Source organism: Streptomyces sp. NPDC093252, from assembly GCF_040683675.1.
Taxonomy (GTDB): Bacteria; Actinomycetota; Actinomycetes; order Streptomycetales; family Streptomycetaceae; genus Streptomyces.
The window spans coordinates 285799-303919 of record NZ_JBFBEM010000006.1 but is presented as its reverse complement, the minus strand read 5'-3'; the positions used below and the strand labels follow the sequence as shown (position 1 = coordinate 303919).

13 protein-coding genes are annotated in these 18121 nt (G+C 71.0%); 3 read left to right on the top strand and 10 right to left on the bottom strand.

Annotated elements, in window-relative coordinates; genetic code table 11:
• The 3 genes from AB0O01_RS15280 to AB0O01_RS15270 form a co-directional block, all read right to left on the bottom strand.
• Entirely contained in the window at positions 1 to 1329 is a 1329-nt protein-coding gene (locus AB0O01_RS15280; RefSeq protein ID WP_365313533.1) for an ABC transporter substrate-binding protein, read from the bottom strand.
• A 74-nt stretch (positions 1330 to 1403) separates the two neighbouring features.
• Positions 1404 to 2996, bottom strand: a complete 1593-nt coding sequence (locus AB0O01_RS15275) for a glycoside hydrolase family 13 protein (RefSeq protein WP_365313531.1) — start codon at positions 2994 to 2996, stop codon at positions 1404 to 1406.
• A 261-nt stretch (positions 2997 to 3257) separates the two neighbouring features.
• On the bottom strand, positions 3258 to 4529 hold the full coding sequence (locus tag AB0O01_RS15270; protein WP_365313529.1) for an ABC transporter substrate-binding protein: 1272 nt from the start codon (positions 4527 to 4529) through the stop codon (positions 3258 to 3260).
• A 164-nt stretch (positions 4530 to 4693) separates the two neighbouring features.
• Between AB0O01_RS15270 and AB0O01_RS15265 the strand changes: the two genes are divergently transcribed.
• From AB0O01_RS15265 to AB0O01_RS15255, 3 genes are read left to right on the top strand one after another with little or no spacing between them, the layout of a single operon-like run.
• Positions 4694 to 5209: a PadR family transcriptional regulator gene (locus AB0O01_RS15265; protein WP_365313528.1), complete on the top strand. Its 516-nt coding sequence runs from the start codon at positions 4694 to 4696 to the stop codon at positions 5207 to 5209.
• Entirely contained in the window at positions 5206 to 5994 is a 789-nt protein-coding gene (locus tag AB0O01_RS15260; protein WP_365313526.1) for an ABC transporter ATP-binding protein, read from the top strand. Before AB0O01_RS15265 ends, AB0O01_RS15260 begins: the two co-directional genes overlap by 4 nt.
• 4 nt (positions 5995 to 5998) lie before the next feature.
• Entirely contained in the window at positions 5999 to 8281 is a 2283-nt protein-coding gene (locus AB0O01_RS15255; RefSeq protein WP_365313524.1) for an FtsX-like permease family protein, read from the top strand.
• Positions 8282 to 8303: 22 nt separating this feature from the next.
• On the opposite strand, the gene pgi is transcribed toward AB0O01_RS15255, so the two are convergent.
• The 7 genes from pgi to AB0O01_RS15220 form a co-directional block, all read right to left on the bottom strand.
• On the bottom strand, positions 8304 to 9956 hold the full coding sequence (gene pgi / locus AB0O01_RS15250) for a glucose-6-phosphate isomerase (protein ID WP_365313523.1): 1653 nt from the start codon (positions 9954 to 9956) through the stop codon (positions 8304 to 8306).
• An 81-nt stretch (positions 9957 to 10037) separates the two neighbouring features.
• Complete coding sequence (locus AB0O01_RS15245; RefSeq protein WP_003976875.1) at positions 10038 to 10373, bottom strand: RNA polymerase-binding protein RbpA; 336 nt, start codon at positions 10371 to 10373, stop codon at positions 10038 to 10040.
• A gap of 203 nt (positions 10374 to 10576) precedes the next feature.
• Positions 10577 to 10804 (bottom strand): preprotein translocase subunit SecG, encoded by a 228-nt coding sequence (secG, locus tag AB0O01_RS15240; protein ID WP_365313768.1) that lies wholly within the window; start codon positions 10802 to 10804, stop codon positions 10577 to 10579.
• 176 nt (positions 10805 to 10980) lie between these two features.
• Entirely contained in the window at positions 10981 to 11757 is a 777-nt protein-coding gene (gene tpiA / locus AB0O01_RS15235) for a triose-phosphate isomerase (RefSeq protein WP_365313521.1), read from the bottom strand.
• Between the two features lie 6 nt (positions 11758 to 11763).
• Positions 11764 to 12975, bottom strand: coding sequence for a phosphoglycerate kinase (locus AB0O01_RS15230; protein WP_365313519.1), 1212 nt, complete (start codon positions 12973 to 12975; stop codon positions 11764 to 11766).
• Between the two features lie 157 nt (positions 12976 to 13132).
• Entirely contained in the window at positions 13133 to 14140 is a 1008-nt protein-coding gene (gap, locus tag AB0O01_RS15225) for a type I glyceraldehyde-3-phosphate dehydrogenase (RefSeq protein WP_362757709.1), read from the bottom strand.
• 253 nt (positions 14141 to 14393) lie between these two features.
• Positions 14394 to 17393, bottom strand: a complete 3000-nt coding sequence (locus tag AB0O01_RS15220; protein WP_365313517.1) for a M14 family zinc carboxypeptidase — start codon at positions 17391 to 17393, stop codon at positions 14394 to 14396.
• Between the last annotated feature and the right edge of the window lie 728 nt (positions 17394 to 18121).

The window sequence follows — 18121 nt, the reverse complement described above, 5'->3', positions numbered from 1 at the left end:
TCAGTCCTGGTACGCCTTGGCCGCCGCGTCCTCGAGCTGCCCGGCGGTCGCGGTGGGGTCGGACGGGTCGCGCAGGAAGTCCTGGAGGATCTTCCACTCACCCGCGCCCTTGGTGCCGCCGAAGGCCGCGGGGGCCTGGTCGGACATGTCGAACCGGACCGCGTCGCCCGCGTCGATCAGGGACTTGGCGGTGGCGCGGGTGACGTCGTCGCCGTAGGCGGCGAGGTCCAGGGACTTGTTCGGGGAGAGGTAGCCGCCCAGCCCGGCCCAGACCTCGGCGGCCTCCGGGGTGGCCAGCCACTCCACGAAGGCCATACCGGCCTCCTGGTTCTTGCCCTCCTTGATGACCACGGCCGCGTCGCCGCCGCTGACCACCGGCGCCTTGCCGCCGTCCACCGCGGGGAACGGGAAGAAGTTGGCGTCCTCGCCGATGACCTTGCCGTACTCGTCCTTGGCGACGGCGGCCACGAAGTCGCCCTCGTAGACCATGCCGGCCTCGGGCTGGGGGCCGAAGACCTTCTCGACCGAGCCGGGGAAGTCGGTGTTCAGGGCGCCGTTCTGGCCGCCCGCGATGAGCTGCTTGTCCTTGAACAGCTCGCCGAGGGTGGTGAGCGCGGTGACCACCGAGGCGTCGGTCCACTTCAGCTCGTGCGCGGCGAGGGCGTCGTACTTCTCGGGGCCGGCCTGGGAGAGGTAGATGTTCTCGAACCAGTCGGTGAGGGTCCAGCCGTCCTGGCCGGCGACCGCGAACGCGGCGAGCCCGGAGTCGGAGACGGTCCGCCCGGCCTCCAGCAGCTCGTCGTAGGTGGCGGGGGCCTCGACACCGGCCTGGGTGAGGGCGTCGGGGCTGTACCAGACGGTGGACTTGTGGGCGGCCTTGAAGTAGACGCCGTAGGAGGTGCCGTCGACGGCGCCGTAGTTCTTCCACACCGGTGCGAAATTGCTGGTGAGGGAATCCTGCGCGGTCTTGGACAGCTCCTGGAGCCAGCCCTCCTGGGCGAACTGCTGGAGCACACCGACCTGGGGGACCATCACCACGTCGGGGGCGTTGCCGCCCTCGATCTTGGAGCCGACGACGGTGGAGACATTGTCGCCGGTGGAGACGAACTCGGTCTTCGCGCCGGTCTTCTCGGTGAAGGCGTCCAGCACCTTCTGGAAGTTCTGCTGCTCGGTGCCGGACCAGACACCGGCGACGGAGACGGTCTGGCCGCTGAGCGGCTTGTCGCCGCCGCCCGCGGAGACATCACCGTCACTGCCGCAGGCGGTGAGGGTGACCGCCAGGACGAGCGCGGTGCAACCGGTGAGGAGGGTGGTGCGGGGTCGTATCATCGTTGATATCCCTTCGGCGGATATGCGGGTGACGCCGAGTGATCGGTGTCGGACGCCGGGCGGCCAGTGGTGGCTCACTGGTCGCTCAGCCACCAGGCGGCGGTGGAGCCGGGCAGGACGCCTGCCGGGCAGGGGCCGCTGGAGAGCAGTGGAGTGCCGGAGACCGGCGCGGCCACGGGTGCGGTGGTGAAGTTGACGGCGCAGACCAGGCCGTCGCCCCGTTCGAAGGCGAGGACGCCGGGCTGCCGGTCGATCCAGCGCAGTGCGCCCTCCCCCAGTTGGGGCAGCGCGGCGCGCAGTTGGAGACCGTCGCGGTACAGGTGCCAGAAGGAGCTGGTGTCGGCCAGCGCCCGGTCGGTGGCGTACTCGGCGAAGTAGTCGGGCTGGGGCAGCCAGGGCTTGGCGGCGCCCGCCCCGGAGGTGAAGCCGAACGGCGACGCCTGGCCGGACCAGGGCAGCGGCACGCGGCAGCCGTCGCGGATCCGGGCCCGGCTGCCGGTGCGCCGGAAGATCGGGTCGGTGATCGACTCGTCGGGCAGGTCGTCGACCTCGGGCAGGCCCAGTTCCTCGCCCTGGTAGATGTAGGCGGCGCCGGGCAGGGCCAGCATGAGGAGGGCAGCGGCGCGGGCTCGGGCCGGGCCCAGGCCGCTGCCCTCGGTGCTGGGACCGCCGTAGCGGGTGACGGTGCGGACCTGGTCGTGGTTGTTGAGCACCCAGGTGACGGTGGAGCCGGTGCCGGCGATGTCCTGCATGGCCTCGGAGATGACCTTGCGGAACGAGTCGGCGTCCCAGGGGGCGCCGAGCAGGTCGAAGAAGAACGCCTGGTGGAGTTCGTCGGGGCGGACGTACAGGGCGTGTTCGCGGGCGGTGGGCACGGAGACCTCGCCGACCAGGAGGCGCTCGTGGCCGTCGCGGGCGGCGTACTCGTCGCAGACCGACCGCCAGTGGCGCCAGACGTCGTGGACCTCGGGCTGGTTCCAGGCGAGCGGGTTGACCGAGTCGCGGGTGCGGGCGTCGGCCTCGGGGTCGTCGGAGTCGGGCAGGTCGGGGTGCTTGTAGAGGCCGGCGGCGACATCGATGCGGAAGCCGTCGACGCCCTTGTCGAGCCAGAACCGCAGGACGCCCTCGAACTCCTCGGGCACCTCGGGGTTGCGCCAGTTCCAGTCGGGCTGTTCGGGGGTGAACATGTGCAGGTACCACTGGCCGGGGGTGCCGTCGGACTCGGTGACCCGGGTCCAGGCGGGACCGCCGAACATGGCGTGCCAGTTGTTCGGCGGCTCCGAGCCGTCCGGGCCGCGGCCGTCGGCGAAGTGGAACCGGGCGCGCTCGATGCTGCCCGGCGCCGCCGCGAGCGCGGCCTTGAACCAGTGGTGCTCCACGGAGCAGTGGTTGGGGACGATGTCCAGCAGGACCTTGATGCCGATCTTGCGGGCCGCGGACATCAGCAGGTCGAACTCGGCGAGGTCGCCGAAGAGCGGGTCCACGTCCTGGTAGGCGGCGACGTCGTAGCCGTGGTCGTGCTGCGGCGAGGGATAGAACGGGCTGAGCCAGATCCCGTCCACCCCGAGCTTGCGGAGGTAGGGAAGTCCGGCGCGAACTCCGGCCAGATCGCCGATGCCGTCCCCGGTGCTGTCCAGGAAACTGCGGACGTACACCTGGTAGATCACTGCGTCGCGCCACCAGTGGCGCCCCGTGAGGGTCGGTTGAATCACCCCAGTTGGCCTGTCTGTGCGTGCTGACGTTATGCATACATGTTAAGTAAGCATGTCGTACGGGTGTCAATGAGTGTGCGAAAACTACCCGGAAGTTGGGGTTCAAAATGGGGATGAACTCGGGCATTCGACGGGCAGTTGAGACCCTGGCGTTACCTAACATGTAACTAAGACCCCTTCCGATCGTCGAAAGGGGGCCGCTCTGTTCGGGGACGGTCAGCCGCCGGAGACCGCCGCCAGCTCGCGGGCCAGCCGCCGGACCGCCTCCGCCGGGGTCTGCTGCCCCGTCAGCGCGTCCCGCATCACCGCCTGCACCGCCAGGCTCACCTGGTCGTAGCGCGGGCTCTTGGGGCGCGGCGCGGCGGCCAGCACGCTCTGCCGCAGGGTCGGCAGATAGGGGAACTCCGCGATCAGCTCCGGATCCCGGTAGAGATCGGCCCGTACGGGGGGCAGCGCGCCCCGGGTGAGGACCTGGCGCTGGACGCTCTCGCCGGTGAGATAGGCGATCAGCCGGGCCGCCGTCTCCGGGTGCTCGGCATGGCTGCTGACGGCGAGGTTGGAGCCGCCCAGCACACTGGTGCCGGGCCCGTCGGGGCCGGGCAGCGGGACCGCGCCGATCTTCCCGGCGACCGGCGAGCCGGGCTCGGCGGCGGCGACATAGGCGTAGGGCCAGTTGCGCAGGAAGAGCAGTTCGCCGTCCTGGAACGCCTGTTTGGACTCCTCCTCCTTCCAGGTCAGCGCCTCCTCGGGGATCCAGCCCTCCGCGAGGCCCCGCGCCAGGAACCCGATCCCCTCGCGGGCCGCCTGGGAGTCGACGGTGACCCGCTCGCCCTCGTCGCCGAGGATGGTGCCGCCCGCCGAGTACACCGCCTCGGCCGCGTTCACCGTCAGCCCCTCGTAGGGCAGGAACTGGCCCGCGTAGCCGTCCAGGCCGTACTTCGGGCCCAGGGTCTCGGCGTAGCGCTCCAGTTCGGCCCAGGTGCGCGGCGGGGGCAGGCCCTCGCGCTCCAGGATGTCGGCGCGGTAGAGCAGCAGCCCGGCGTTGGTGACATAGGGGACCGCGTAGAGCCGGCCGTCGTAGGTCGCGGTGTCGACGACCGGGGGCAGGAAGGTGTCGAGCGGGAACGCCTCGCGCGGCAGCGGGCGGATCCAGCCCGCCGCGGCGAACTGGGAGGTCCAGTTCACGTCGATGTTGAGGACGTCGAACCGGCTGCGGTCCCCGGCGCGCAGATCGGTGTGCATCTGCGCATAGGTCTCGTCCGAGGAATCGGGCAGTTCGACCAGGGTGACCCGCTCGTCGGGATGGCTGCGGTTCCAGCCGTCCAGGACCGCGCCCAGATAACCGGTGAGGTCCCCGCCGGTGGCCAGCGTGACCGGGCCGCGCCCGTCCCCCGCCCCGTCGTCGGCGCGGGCCCCGGAGCCGGCGTAGCCGGTCAGGACCACGACAAGCGCGAGAAGACCCCTACCCGCGGCCCGTATCCACCGCATAGGTTCCTCCCGGTGCACCCTTCCGGGCCACATCGCCCGGACGCTGCCATGTATACCTGTTAGGTATGGGCGATACTAGGGCCTGTCGTCAATCTTCCGCCGCCCGCCCCCACGGGGCGGTCCCGCGGCACATCATCACCTAGGACGCGAGGAGGAGAGCGCTGGTGCGGCTGCCCCTCCTGGCCCTGCTCGCCCGCGGCCCGGCCCACGGATACGAGCTGAAGCAGGACCTTGAGCAACTGCTGGGTGCCGCGTACCCTCAGCCGAACGTCGGCCAGATCTACGTGACCCTCGGACGCCTGGAGAAAACAGGACTGATCGAGGGCGAGGACGTCGAGCAGGCCGGCCGGCCCAACAAGAAGGTCTACCACCTCACCGAGGCCGGACGGGAGGCGCTGCGCGTCTGGTACGACGAGGTGTCCGACGAACCCCGGATCCGCGACGAGTTCTTCATGAAGCTGGCGCTCGCCCCGCGGACCGGTCTCGCCGACCAGATCGCCCTGATCAACAAGCAGCGGCGCCAGTACCTCAACACCATGCGCAGCCTCTCCAAGCTGGCCACCGGCGCGGACCGGGACAACCGCACGGCCCAGTTGCTGATCGAGGGGGCCATGCTGCACCTCCAGGCCGACCTGGACTGGCTGGAGAGGTGCCAGGAAGAACTGGAGGAGCTGGAGTGAGTGACGACGCCGCTCCCGGCCCGGCCCCGGCCGCCGCGGACGAGGCCGTGCCCGTGCTGCGCGCCGAGGGTCTGGTCAAGACCCATCACGGCGAGGGGGCTCCGGCGCACGCGGTGCGCGGGGTCGATCTGCGGGTCGAGCGCGGTGAGTTCGTCGCGATCACCGGCCCGTCCGGGGCCGGCAAGTCCACGCTGCTGCATCTGCTGGGCGGGCTCCAGCACCCGGACGCCGGGTGCATCTGGCTGGACGGCGAGTGCACCGCCGACTTCAGCGAGGCCCGCTGGGCGATCAAGCGCCGCAAACGCATCGGGATCGTCTTCCAGTTCTTCAACCTGGTCTCCAATCTGTCGGTCGCCGACAATGTGGAGCTGCCCGCGCTGCTCGCCGGGATGACCGCGCGCCAGGCCCGCACCGAGCGCGAGCAGTTGCTCGCCGAACTGGGCCTGACCGGCAAGGAGCGCTCCCTGCCGGGTGAGCTGTCCGGCGGTGAGCAGCAGCGCGTCGCCCTCGCCCGCGCCCTGGTCAACCGGCCCCGGCTGCTGCTGGCCGACGAACCCGCCGGCAGCCTGGACAGCAAGGGCACCCGCGAGGTCGTCCGGCTGCTGAGCCGCTTCCACCAGCGCGGCCAGACGATCGTGCTGGTCACCCATGACGCCCGGCTCGCCAGCGCCGCGGACCGGGTGATCAGCTTCTTCGACGGCCGGATAGCCGACGACGCCCCCCTGGACGGCACCGCGAAACGGCGCGGCACCGGGATATCCGGGGTACTGGAGCTGAAGGACTGAGCCGGTGCGAGCCATGGTGCGCTGGACGCACTCCGATCTGCGGACCCATCGCGGCGAGGCACTGTTCCTGGTGCTGGCCACGGCCGGCATCGTCACCTCCCTGCTGCTGGCCGCCGCCCTCTTCGGCTATGCCACCAACCCCTGGCAGCGCACCTTCACCCAGGCCAACGGCGCCCATGTCTGGCTGCACACCTCGGTCTCCGCCGACGCCGGCCTGCTCGCCCGGCAGGACGGCGTCGAGTCCGTCGCCGGGCCCTACCCCACCGCGTCCACCACCGTCGCCTCGCGCGGCGCGCGCGCCTCGGTGGAGCTGCGCGGGGTCGACCGGCGTCCCGAGGTGGGCCGACCGCTGCTGACCGCCGGGACCTGGCTCGACCCCGCCGACCCGCGGGGCGTGGTCCTGGAGACCCGCCTCGCCCGCGCCCTGGTCGCCGAACCCGGCGACACCCTCACCCTCCCCGGCACCGCCCGCACCCTGAGGGTCCTCGGCGTCGCCGACAGCGCCGAGCCCCGCTACCGGCCCGGTGAGCAGCCCGGCCTGATCTGGGCACCCCGGGCCGCCGTCCCCGCCCCCGACGGCCAGGCCATCGGCCTGCGCCTGACCGACCCCGAGGACACCGGGTACGCGGTGCAGCGCGCGGTCACCGTGCTGGGCGCGGGCGCGATCGGCGAGGTGACCACCTGGCAGCAGGCCCAGTCCGAGGCACAGGGCGACAACCGGCTGCTCGGGCAGGTGCTGGGGCTGTTCGGGCTGGGCGCGCTGTTCGCGGCGGGCCTCGCCGTGCACGGGGCGATCAGCACCCGGATCCGGGGCCATCTGCGGGACATCGCCGTCCTGAAGGCGATCGGCTTCACCCCGGCCCAGGTGGTCCGGGTGTATCTGCTCCAGCATCTGGCGTACGCGCTGCTCGGGGCGCTCGCCGCCGCCGGGCTCACCGAGCTGCTGGGCAGCCGGATCCCGGGGCGGCTCGGGGACGCGGTCGGGGTGTGGCAGGGGATGCCCGGCCACACCGTCACCCTGTTCGCGGCGCCCGCGCTGGCGGTGCTGTTCATCGGCGCCACCACCGGGCTCGCGGCCTGGCGGGCGGGGCGGATCCCGCCGGTGCCGGTGCCCCGTCCGGCGGCGCCCACCGGGGGGCGGCTGTCCGGGGCGGCCCGCCGGGCGCTCGGGCTGCGGCTGCCGCCCGCGCTGGTGCTGGGCTGGCACACCGCGTTCACCCGCCGCCCCCGCACCCTGGCCACGGTCGGCCGGCTCACCCTGCCGCTGCTGCTGATGGTGGTGGCGCTGAGCGCCTGGACCACCATCGACCGCTTCCACGGCGAGCCCGAGCGGGTGGGACTGCCCGCCGCGCTCACCGTCCGCGCCGACAACACCCTCACCGAGCCCGGCACCCGCGCCCTGCTGGGCCGCGACCCCGAGGTCGCCGACGCCTACCCCGGCGTCGAGGTGGCCGCGCTGGTCCCCGGGCAGACCGCGACCATCGCCCTGCGGGGCCTGGGCACCCGCGCCGACCCCTACCCGTACACCCTGGCCGAGGGCCGCCGGGCGACCGGCCCGGACGAGGCGGTGGCCGGACAGGGGCTGCTGGACCTGCTGGACGTCCGGGTGGGCGACTGGGTGCGGATGACGGTCGGCGACCAGCCGCAGGTGCTGCACATCGTGGGCCGCAGCATCGAGCCGGAGAACGCCGGGCGGGTGATCACCGCCTCGCTGGACACCCTGCGCGAGAACGACCCGGCGCTGCGCCCGACCCTGCACCAGGTGCGCCTCACGCCCGGCGCCGACCCGGACGTGGTCGCCGCCCGGATCGCCGACGCCGGGGACGGCCACCTCGATGTGCACACGGTGACCAATCCGGCCGACGGGCTGACCACCCTGCGCGGGGTGGTGCTGGGGCTGATCGTGGTGCTGGCGCTGATCGGGCTGATCGAACTGCTCACCACCATCGGCGGCACGGTCCGCGAGGGCGAACGCGATCTGCTCGCCCTGAAGGCCATCGGGCTGTCCCCCCGCCAGATCACCGCGATCACGGTGGTCGCCACGGGCTGTACGGCGCTGGTCGCGGTGGTGCTGGGGCTGGGGCTCGGGCTGCCGCTGGCGCACTGGCTGATCGACGCCCAGGCCCGCTCCAGCGGGATCGGCGCCGGGATCGCCGAGGGCCCGCCCGGTCCGCTGCTGCTTCTGCTGGCCGGTGCCGCGGTGCTGGGCGCCATCGCGCTGGCGGCGCTGCCCGCGGCCCGCGCGGCCCGGCGCAGACTGGCGGACTCCCTCAGCGCGGTCGCCTGAGAGAGCCCGCCTCAGGGGCGCGTCAGCCCCGGCCGCGCAGCGCGCGGTAGGTGGCCACCAGGGCCCGTGTCGACGGGTCCAGGCCGGGCACCTCGGCGCCCTCGGTGAGGGCCGGCTCGATCCGCCGGGCGAGGACCTTGCCCAGCTCCACGCCCCACTGGTCGAAGGAGTCGATGTTCCACACCGCGCCCTGCACGAACACCTTGTGCTCGTACAGCGCGATCAACTGGCCCAGCACGGACGGCGTCAGCTCGCGGGCGAGGATCGTGGTCGTCGGATGGTCGCCCCGGAACGTCTTGTGGGCGACCAGTTCCTCCGGGACGCCCTCGGCGCGCACCTCGTCGGGGGTCTTGCCGAAGGCCAGCGCCTGGGTCTGGGCGAAGAAGTTGGCCATCAGCAGATCGTGCTGCGCCCGCAGTTCGCCGCTCAGCTCGGCGACCGGCTCGGCGAAGCCGATGAAGTCCGCCGGGATCAGCTTGGTGCCCTGGTGGATCAACTGGTAATAGGCGTGCTGCCCGTTGGTGCCCGGGGTGCCCCACACCACCGGTCCGGTCTGCCAGTCGACCGGCTGCCCCTGCCGGTCCACCGACTTGCCGTTGGACTCCATGTCGAGCTGCTGGAGATAGGCGGTGAACTTGGAGAGGTAGTGCGAGTACGGCAGCACCGTGTGCGACTGGGCGTCGTGGAAGTTGCCGTACCAGATGCCCAGCAGGCCCAGCAGCAGGGGGACGTTGGACTCGGCGGGGGCGGTGCGGAAGTGGTCGTCGACGAGGTGGAAACCGTCGAGCATCTCGCGGAAGCGGTCCGGGCCGACGGCGATCATCAGGGAGAGCCCGATGGCGGAGTCGAAGGAGTAGCGGCCACCGACCCAGTCCCAGAACTCGAACATGTTGGCCGTGTCGATGCCGAAGTCGGCGACCTTCTCGGCGTTGGTGGAGAGGGCGACGAAGTGCTTGGCCACGGCACCGGGGTCGCCCAGCGCGTCCAGCAGCCAGGTGCGGGCGGAGGTGGCGTTGGTGACCGTCTCGATGGTGGTGAAGGTCTTGGACGCGATGATGAACAGCGTCTCGGCCGGGTCCAGGTCGCGGACCGCCTCGTGCAGATCGGCGCCGTCGACATTGGAGACGAAGCGGACCGTGAGATCCCGGTCGGTGAAGGCGCGCAGCACCTCATGGGCCATGGCCGGGCCGAGGTCGGAGCCGCCGATGCCGACATTGACCACCGTGCGGATCCGCTTGCCGGTGTGACCGGTCCACTCCCCCGACCTGACCCGGTCCGCGAAGCCCGCCATCTTGTCGAGAACGGCGTGCACCTTGGGGACCACGTTCTCGCCGTCGACCTCGATCACCGCGTCCCGGGGGGCGCGCAGCGCGGTGTGCAGGACGGCCCGGTCCTCGGTGGTGTTGATCTTCTCGCCGCGGAACATGGCGTCGCGCAGCCCGAAGACATCGGTGGCGGCGGCCAGCTCGCGCAGCAGCCGCAGCGTCTCGCCGGTGACGAGGTGCTTGGAGTAGTCGACGTGCAGATCGCCGACCTGGAGGGTGTAATCGGTGCCGCGCGCGGGGTCGGCCGCGAAGAGATCCCGCAGATGGGTATCCGCGAGCTGATCGCGGTGCTTGGCCAGAGCGGTCCACTCGGGCGACTGATTGAGCCGGGTACGGCCGTCTGCGTTCATGGTCCCAACCTAACCCAGGGCGGGGACCCGCTCCATGCGACTCCGGCCGGACACCCTGGGGTGCCCGGCCGGTTCCAACCTCTAGATCTCGCCCCGCAGTTTGGCGAGCGCCTCGGCGAGGATCGCCTCGCCGTCCGCGTCGCTGCGCCGCTCCCGGACGTACGCCAGGTGGGTCTTGTAGGGCTCGGTGCGCGGGGGGTCCGGCGGGTTGTCCCGGTCCTGCCCGGCGGGGAAGCCGCAGCGCGGGCAGTCCCAGGTCTCGGGCACCTGCGCGTCACTGGCGAAGCTGGGCTGGGTCTCGTGCCCGTTGGAGCACCAGAAGGAGATGCGCAGACGCGGGGCGGACTCGCCGCGCTCGGCCTCGCCCATCGGCCCCGCCCCGACCCGGCTTCCACGGATCGCGTTGCCACTTGCCACGGTCGTAACTCCCTGCGTGATGGTGCCGCGAAGCGAGTCGGCGTTTCGCTCCGCTGCGAGCGCCTCAGTCTACGTAAGGCCCAACGCGCGTCCAGTGAGCGGAGTTACCGACCCCACACACAGACGCACGCCCCATGATAGGCCGCGCTCAGGAGCGCGTACCGAACATGGGGCGTTACGTGGGGATCGGGTTCGCGGCGGTGTCAGTCCAGCTTCATGAGCAGGGCGAGGACGATGATGCACGCGAGCCACATCAGACCGACGATCAGGGTGATGCGGTCGAGGTTGCGCTCGGCGACGGAGGAGCCGCCGACGGACGACTGCATACCGCCACCGAACATGTCGGAGAGGCCGCCGCCCTTCCCCTTGTGCATCAGCACCAGCAGCATCAGCAGCAGGCTGAAGACGATCAGGGCGATCGAGAACCCCATAACCACGGCTGGACCAACTTCCTCGGATCTGGATCGACGACGACGGGGGCCTGGGCCCGCTGTCCGGCACCCGGGGCGGGTGCTCGGACGGGCAAGCCTACGGCCCCCGCAAGGGTACGACGTAACGCCGCTAGGGCCTACTCACTGCCCGCAGCGGCCCGGACACGTCCGGGCACTCACTGGTCACGGAAGCGGACGATCTTCACGAACTCGTCCGAGTCCAGTGAGGCGCCGCCGACCAGGGCACCGTCGATGTCGGGCTGGGCCATGATCTCGGCGACGTTCCCGGCCTTGACCGAGCCGCCGTACTGGATGCGGACGGCGTCGGCGACGTCCTGGGAGTACAGCTCGGCGAGCCTGGCACGGATCGCGGCGCAGACCTCCTGGGCGTCGTCGGCGCCGCAGACCTTGCCGGTGCCGATCGCCCAGACCGGCTCGTAGGCAATCACGATGGTGGCGGCCTGCTCGGCGGTGATGTCCTTGAGGCCGCCCTCGACCTGGGCGAGGGTGTGGGAGACATGGTCGCCCGCCTCGCGGACGTCCAGCTCCTCCCCGACGCACAGGATCGGGGTGAGGCCGTGCTTGAAGGCCGCCCTGGCCTTGGCGTTCACGATCTCGTCGGTCTCGGCGTGGTACTGCCGGCGCTCGGAGTGGCCGACGGTGACGAAGCTGCACTTCAGCTTGGCCAGCATCGGGCCGGAGATCTCGCCGGTGTAGGCGCCGGAGTCGTGCGCCGAGATGTCCTGGGCGCCGTAGCGGATCTTCAGCTTGTCGCCGTCGACCAGGGTCTGCACGGAGCGCAGATCGGTGAAGGGCGGCAGGACGGCGACCTCGACGGCCTCGTAGTCCTTGTCCGCCAGGGCGAAGGCGAGCTTCTGGACATGGGCGATGGCCTCCAGGTGGTTGAGGTTCATCTTCCAGTTGCCGGCCATCAGGGGCGTACGGGTCGTCATGCGGGGTCAGTCCTCCAGTGCGGCGAGGCCGGGGAGCGTCTTGCCCTCGAGGTATTCGAGGGAGGCGCCGCCGCCGGTCGAGATGTGGCCGAATGCGCTCTCGTCGAAGCCCAGGGTGCGGACGGCCGCGGCGGAGTCGCCGCCGCCGACCACGGTGAAGCCCGGGGAGTCGAGAAGGGCCTGGGCGACCGCCTTGGTGCCCTCGGCGTAGTCGGGGTGCTCGAAGACGCCCATGGGGCCGTTCCAGAAGACGGTTCCGGCGTCGGCGAGCTTCGAGGCGTACAGGGTCTCGGTCTCGGGACCGATGTCGAGACCCATCCGGTCGGCCGGCATGGCGTCGGCGGCGACCGTGGTGGGGTGGGTGGGGGCCTGGGCGCTCAGATCGGGGAAGGCGGGGGCGACCCGGGCGTCGACGGGCACGACCAGCTCGACGCCGGTCTTCGCCGCACGCTCCAGATACTCGGTGACCTGGGCGAGCTGGTCCTCCTGCACCAGGGAGGTGCCGATCTCGTGGCCCTGGGCGCGCAGGAAGGTGTAGGCCATGCCGCCGCCGATCAGCAGCCGGTCGGCCCTGTCGAGCAGCTCGTCGATCACGGCGAGCTTGTCGGAGACCTTGGCGCCGCCGAGCACCACCACATAGGGGCGCTTGACGTCGTCGGTGAGCTTGCGCAGGACGCCGACCTCGGTGGCGATGAGGTACCCGGCGTAGTGCGGGAGGCGGGCGGGGAGGTCGTAGACGGAGGCGTGCTTGCGGTGCACGGCGCCGAAGCCGTCGCCGACATAGACGTCCGCGAGGGCGGCGAGGCGGTCGGCGAACTCGCCGCGCTCGGTGTCGTCCTTGCTGGTCTCGCCCGGGTTGAAGCGCAGGTTCTCGAGCACCGCGACCTGGCCCGGCTGGAGGCCGTCCACCGCGTCGTGGGCGGCGGGGCCGGTGGTGTCCTGGGCGAAGGCGACGGGGGCGCCGAGCAGCTCGGCAAGCCGCTCGGCGGCCCGGAGCAGCGAGAACTGGAGATCGGCGGGGCTCTTGGGGCGGCCGAGGTGGGAGGCGACGACCACCTTGGCACCGGCGTCGGCGAGCGCCTTGACGGTGGGCAGCACGGCCCGGATACGGCCGTCGTCGGTGATCAGTCCGTCCGCCATCGGCACATTGAGGTCGGCGCGGACGAAGACCCGCTTGCCGTCCACGCCCTCGGCGAGCAGTTCGTCGATCGTCTTCATGGCGATACTCCTGGTCAGGGTCTCTTGATCGGTTGATCGTAGGAGAGCTGATCGGTCCGTTCGCGGGGCGGGGTGCGTGTACGCGCGTCAGGGCTCGGGCGGCGATGGTGCGCGCCGCCCGAGCCCTGCTCTCACACGGAGATGCCCGCCCTGGTGATCAGAGCCGGTCGCCGACGAAGACCGTGAGGTCGACGAGGCGGTTGGAGTAGCCCCACTCGTTGTCGTACCAGCCGAGGACCTTCACCGAGGTGCCCTCCTGGACCATGGTCAGGGAGGAGTCGAAGGTGCAGGACGCCGGGTCGCTGACGATGTCGGAGGACACGATCTCGTCCTCGGTGTAGAAGAGGATGCCCTTCAGCTCGCCGTCGGCGGCCTTCTTGAACGCGGCGTTGACCTCGTCCTTGGTGACCTCGCGGCTCAGCTCCACGACCAGGTCGGTGACCGAGCCGGTGGGGACCGGGACGCGCATGGCCATGCCGTCGAGCTTGCCCTTGAGCTGCGGAAGGACCAGCGCGGTGGCCTTGGCGGCACCCGTGGTGGTCGGGATGATGTTCTCCGCGGCGGCGCGGGCGCGGCGCAGGTCCTTGTGCGGGAAGTCCAGGATGCGCTGGTCGTTGGTGTACGCGTGGACGGTCGTCATCAGACCGCGGACGATCCCGAAGTTCTCGTCGAGCACCTTCGCCATCGGCGCCACACAGTTGGTGGTGCAGGAGGCGTTGGAGATGACGTGGTGGTTCGCCGGGTCGTACTGGTCCTGGTTGACGCCCATCACGATGGTGACGTCCTCGTTCTTCGCCGGGGCGGAGATGATGACCTTCTTGGCCCCGCCGGCGATGTGCTTCTCGGCGTCTTCCTTCTTGGTGAAGATGCCGGTCGACTCGATCACGATGTCGACGCCCAGCTCGCCCCACGGGATGTCGGCGGGGTTGCGCTCGGAGAGCACCTTGATCGTCTTGCCGTCCACCGTGATGGTGTCGGCGGTGTGGGAGACCTCGTGCTTGAGGCGGCCCAGGATGGTGTCGTACTTCAGCAGGTGCGCGGTGGTGGCGGTGTCACCCAGGTCGTTGACAGCCACGATCTCGATGTCGGCCCCCTGCTCCAGGAGCGCCCGGAAGTAGTTGCGACCGATGCGGCCAAACCCGTTGATGCCTACGCGGATCGTCACGAACCGATCTCCTCGTTGGGTACACCGGCTCTTGATGCCGGCGAGCTTAATTTGGGATGTCCCCGACCACCCACGACCCTACCTCTCCGACGCCCTGTCGGTGACATCGAGACGCCCCGCTGCACGGAAGGGCGGCCCGTACCCGTCGGTAGAGGTACGGACCGCCCGGCCGGCCGCGGAGGCGTCCGGCCTCGTCACCCCCGGGTGGGGGTGACGGGGTGTCGCTGTGTCATCGCATGGGGTGAGGCGTGATCTAGCTGTCGAGGGAGGCGAGGGCCTTGCGGATCAGGGCCGTCCGGTCGGCGGCCGAGGTGAGGTGCTCCAGACCGAAGCCGAGGAGCACGGTGTCGTCGGTGGTGACGGAGCCGTGGGTGCGGAACAGCTCGCCGGTGCGGGCCCAGTCGCGGACCACGGCGGGGCTGCCCGGGGGCGGGCCGGGGACGGTCCAGGCGCCGAGGGAGGTCTCGAAGCCCTCGGTCGCGCCGGTGCCGCCGATGAGCACGGCCGTCTCGTCGGCCAGGACGCCCCGGCCGCCGCTGCCCGGGTCGGTGACATAGCTCAGGGACAGCTCGACGGTCTTCCCGGCGAAGGCGGACAGATCGAACGCGACCTGCTGCCATCCGGCGGACGAGCCGGTGAAGCTGTTCCAGGCGCCGCTGGTGCCGCCCGGGGTGCAGCCGTCGGCGCCCCGGGTCAGATAGCGGCCGAGGGCGGGGTGGGCCTGGATGAAGTAGCCGGCCTCGCACTCGACGGGCACGGCGGTGCCGGTGCCGCCGTTCAGGTCGGGCAGCGTGGTCCAGTCGCTGCCGCCCGCGGTACGGGCCTCCACGATGACGTGGTCGTAGCCCTCCTCGGTGTCCCAGAAGAGGCGGCTGCTGAGGGTGGGCTGCTGGGCGGCGGTCGTGGTGGTGAGGTCGATGGTCCGGGTGAGGCGGTTCCAGGCGTAGTCGGAGTGCGTGACGGCGGCCATGGCGGCGCCCGCGTAGGGGCCGTACGGGTTGACGGTGCCGGGGTACTGTCCGCCGCCCGTGCTGCGGAACTGCGGGAAGGTGCCCGGGGCGAGGGTGTCGGAGGTGACGCTGTAGGAGCCGGCCGCGTCCAGCGGGTTGCCGGGGGCGGCGCCGAGCGGTCCGCCGGTTCCGGCCAGTTCACCGGCGCCCTGGAAGGCGGTGGCGTTCGGGAGCGTCGTACGGGTGTAGGCGCCCAGGTAGTACTGGCTGAAGTCGTTGGTGGGGGTGCCGTCGGCGAGGGCGACGTTGCCGCCGGCCCGTTCACCGGCCTCGATCAGCCGGCCGCCCTCGTTGAGGTAGGCGCGGAGCTGGAGCTGGGTGGGGCTGCCGGGGACGGCGGCGCCGGTGTAGTGGACGACGGTGTCGAAGTGGGAGAGCACGCCGAGCGCGTTCGGGGCGCCCTGCTGGGCGACGTCCCAGACGACGGCCCTGCGGCCGTTGGCCTTCAGCGCGTCGACATAGGTCTGCGCTTGGGTGGCCGCGGCGCCCTCCTCGGCGACGACCAGGGTGTCGGCGCGGGGGCGTTCGGCGATGGTGTAGGTGAAGCGCTCGCTGGTGACCGGCTTTCCGGCGCGGGTCCGGCCGGTGAACCAGACCTCGACCGTGTCACCGGGCTCGCCGTCCTCGACCTCGGCCCGGTACTCGTCGAACCAGAGATTGTCCTCGCCGCCGTAGACCTCGCCGCCCTTCCAGGCGCGCAGGGTCTGATCGTGGACCCGGCCGCCGTTGACCCGGTAGCGCAGCTCCTTGTCCCGGACCGACTTGCGGGCGACGACGGAGATCTCCTGGTCGGCGCCGCGGGAGTAGGAGGTGGTGAAGGGCGCCGGGGTGAAGTCGGGGGCGTCGATGCCGACCGAGGACTTCGGTCGGTCGGGGGTGGTGGCGGACTCGGCGACGGAGAGCGCGAAGGGGATGTTGGTGACGAACTCCTCCTGGATCAGCTTCTCGTCGTCCGGGAAGTTGAAGCCGGAGCGGCAGTCGGCGGGGTTCCAGGCGTCGTCGGGGTACTTGGCGGAGATGGTCTGGCAGGTGGACATCTCCGGGGTGAACATCGCCGTGCCGTTGACATTGGACGCGTGGCCGTCGGCCTCGCCGTTGGTGGTGTACAGCTCGGAGCTGACCTGGGGGTGGTAGCCGGGGATCGCGGAGTTCTCGGGGGTGCCGGCGAGCGCCTTGTAGAGGACGTCGTCCGGGCTGTCGGTGGCGACCTGCCAGCCCACGCCGTAGAGGATCAGCTCGGCGGCGGAGTGGTAGTTGATGCCGTACTCGAATCCGATGCGGCGCTGGAAGGCGTCGATGGCCTTGGTCTCGGGCTCGGAGTTCGGGCCGGTGCCGCGGTAGGTCTCGCTGGTGGGGTTCGGGGAGGAGCCCTCGTTGTCGTAGCCCCACTTGTAGGCGAAGTTGCGGTTGAGGTCGACGCCGTCGCCGGTGGAGATGGTGCCGTCGGCGTTGTTGTCCTGGAGGTTCTTGCGCCAGAGGCGGTTGCTGTCGCTCTGGAAGGTGTAGTCGTAGCCGTCCGGGTTGGCGGAGAGCACGAACCACAGTTCGGTGGAGTCGACGATGCTCTTGATCCGCCGGTCCTTGGTGTAGTTGTCCACGTAGTGGTGGAGGAGGCGGCGGGTCATCTCCGGGGTGATCCACTCCCGGGCGTGCTGGTTGGACATGTAGAGGACGGAGGGCTTGGAGCCGTCCTTGGACTTCTTGGCGTTCTTGGTGAGCTTGAGGGCGAGGATGTCCTGCCCGTTGACCGACTTGCCGATCGACACGACCTTGGTGAGGCCCGGGTTCTCCTGCGCGGTCCGCAGGATCTCCTCCTGGAGGCCGCCCGCGCCGCTGTACGGCCGGAAGACTCCGTCGGCGGCGGCCTCGACCCGGCTCTCCGCCTTGGCGGAGAGGGTCTTCTCGGTGAGGTCGACGCCCTTCTGCTCCAGCTTGTCGGCCTCCTGGCCGGTGAGGAAGACCTCGACGGTGGCGGTGCCCTTGCCGTCGGCGGGCGGGCGCTCGCTCAGTTCGTGGGCGTCCTGGCCGGCGGCCAGGAGGAGGGGGATCTGCGCCTGGGTGACCTTGGCTTGGTAGACCTTTACTTCGTCGTCGGTGGGGGAGGTGGAGGAGGAGGAGGAGGTGGTGGAGGGCGGGGTTGCGGCCGGTGGGCCGGCGGGTAGGGCTTGGGCGATGGGTGCGATGAGCGCTCCGCTGGTCAGGAGCGCGCCGACAGCGAGGATCGATCTCGCTCTATGTCTCATGAACCCCCCTAGCTGGTGTTCGCCACAGTGGCGAATGTTGAAAGGCTCATGTCACAGCATGATCCAGTCAAGGGTGTGGGCGGATCTTCGACACGCGGGGGGGGTGGGGAGGGGATGGGAGAGGGGTGGGGGGTGGGAGAAGGGTGGGGGGTGGTGAGGGTTGTTTGTGGGGTGCGGGGTGGTGGGGGCTGGTCGCGCAGTTCCCCGCGCCCCTTGGGGGGTGGGGGTGGGGGTTCGCTTTGAGGTGTGGGTGGGGTGGTGGGGGGGGTGGTCGTGGGAGCGGCTGGGGGGGGCAGGGTGCCGTCGGTGTTCTTGCCGGACCTGGTGGCCGGTGGCCCGGCGTCCCGGTTGCCGCACCTTCGCCGCATGCCGTTGGCGTCCCGTGTGTCTGCGGGATCGGTGACCGGGTGTCCCGCCGATGGCCCTGACGGGGGTGTCGGTCGGTCCCTTTCCCTACTTCCGCGTACGTCCGTGTACGTACGCGTACTTCCGCCCTCGCCGGATGCACAGCGCCTATCGGCGGGGGCGGACCGGACCGCGTCGGCGTAAACCCTGCTGGGAGGCAGCACGCCACGCACCGGCCCCTGAGCCGCCTCGACCGTCATGGGCAACTTGCCGGGAACCCGCGAGGCCCCGCCCCGGAGCGAGCCCCAGCCTCTCCCCCGTCCCCTTTCCGCTTCCACGCCTCCAGCTCCGACGCAGGTTCGGCCGGTCGGACGGGTCGGCTG

What these genes read in the sequence shown, in the direction of transcription:
- AB0O01_RS15280 (WP_365313533.1), bottom strand. Translation starts at nt 1,329, where the DNA reads ATGATACGACCCCGCACCACCCTCCTCACCGGTTGCACCGCGCTCGTC.
- AB0O01_RS15270 (WP_365313529.1), bottom strand. Translation starts at nt 4,529, where the DNA reads ATGCGGTGGATACGGGCCGCGGGTAGGGGTCTTCTCGCGCTTGTCGTG.
- pgi (WP_365313523.1), bottom strand. Translation starts at nt 9,956, where the DNA reads ATGAACGCAGACGGCCGTACCCGGCTCAATCAGTCGCCCGAGTGGACC.
- secG (WP_365313768.1), bottom strand. Translation starts at nt 10,804, where the DNA reads ATGGGGTTCTCGATCGCCCTGATCGTCTTCAGCCTGCTGCTGATGCTG.
- tpiA (WP_365313521.1), bottom strand. Translation starts at nt 11,757, where the DNA reads ATGACGACCCGTACGCCCCTGATGGCCGGCAACTGGAAGATGAACCTC.
- AB0O01_RS15230 (WP_365313519.1), bottom strand. Translation starts at nt 12,975, where the DNA reads ATGAAGACGATCGACGAACTGCTCGCCGAGGGCGTGGACGGCAAGCGG.
- AB0O01_RS15220 (WP_365313517.1), bottom strand. Translation starts at nt 17,393, where the DNA reads ATGAGACATAGAGCGAGATCGATCCTCGCTGTCGGCGCGCTCCTGACC.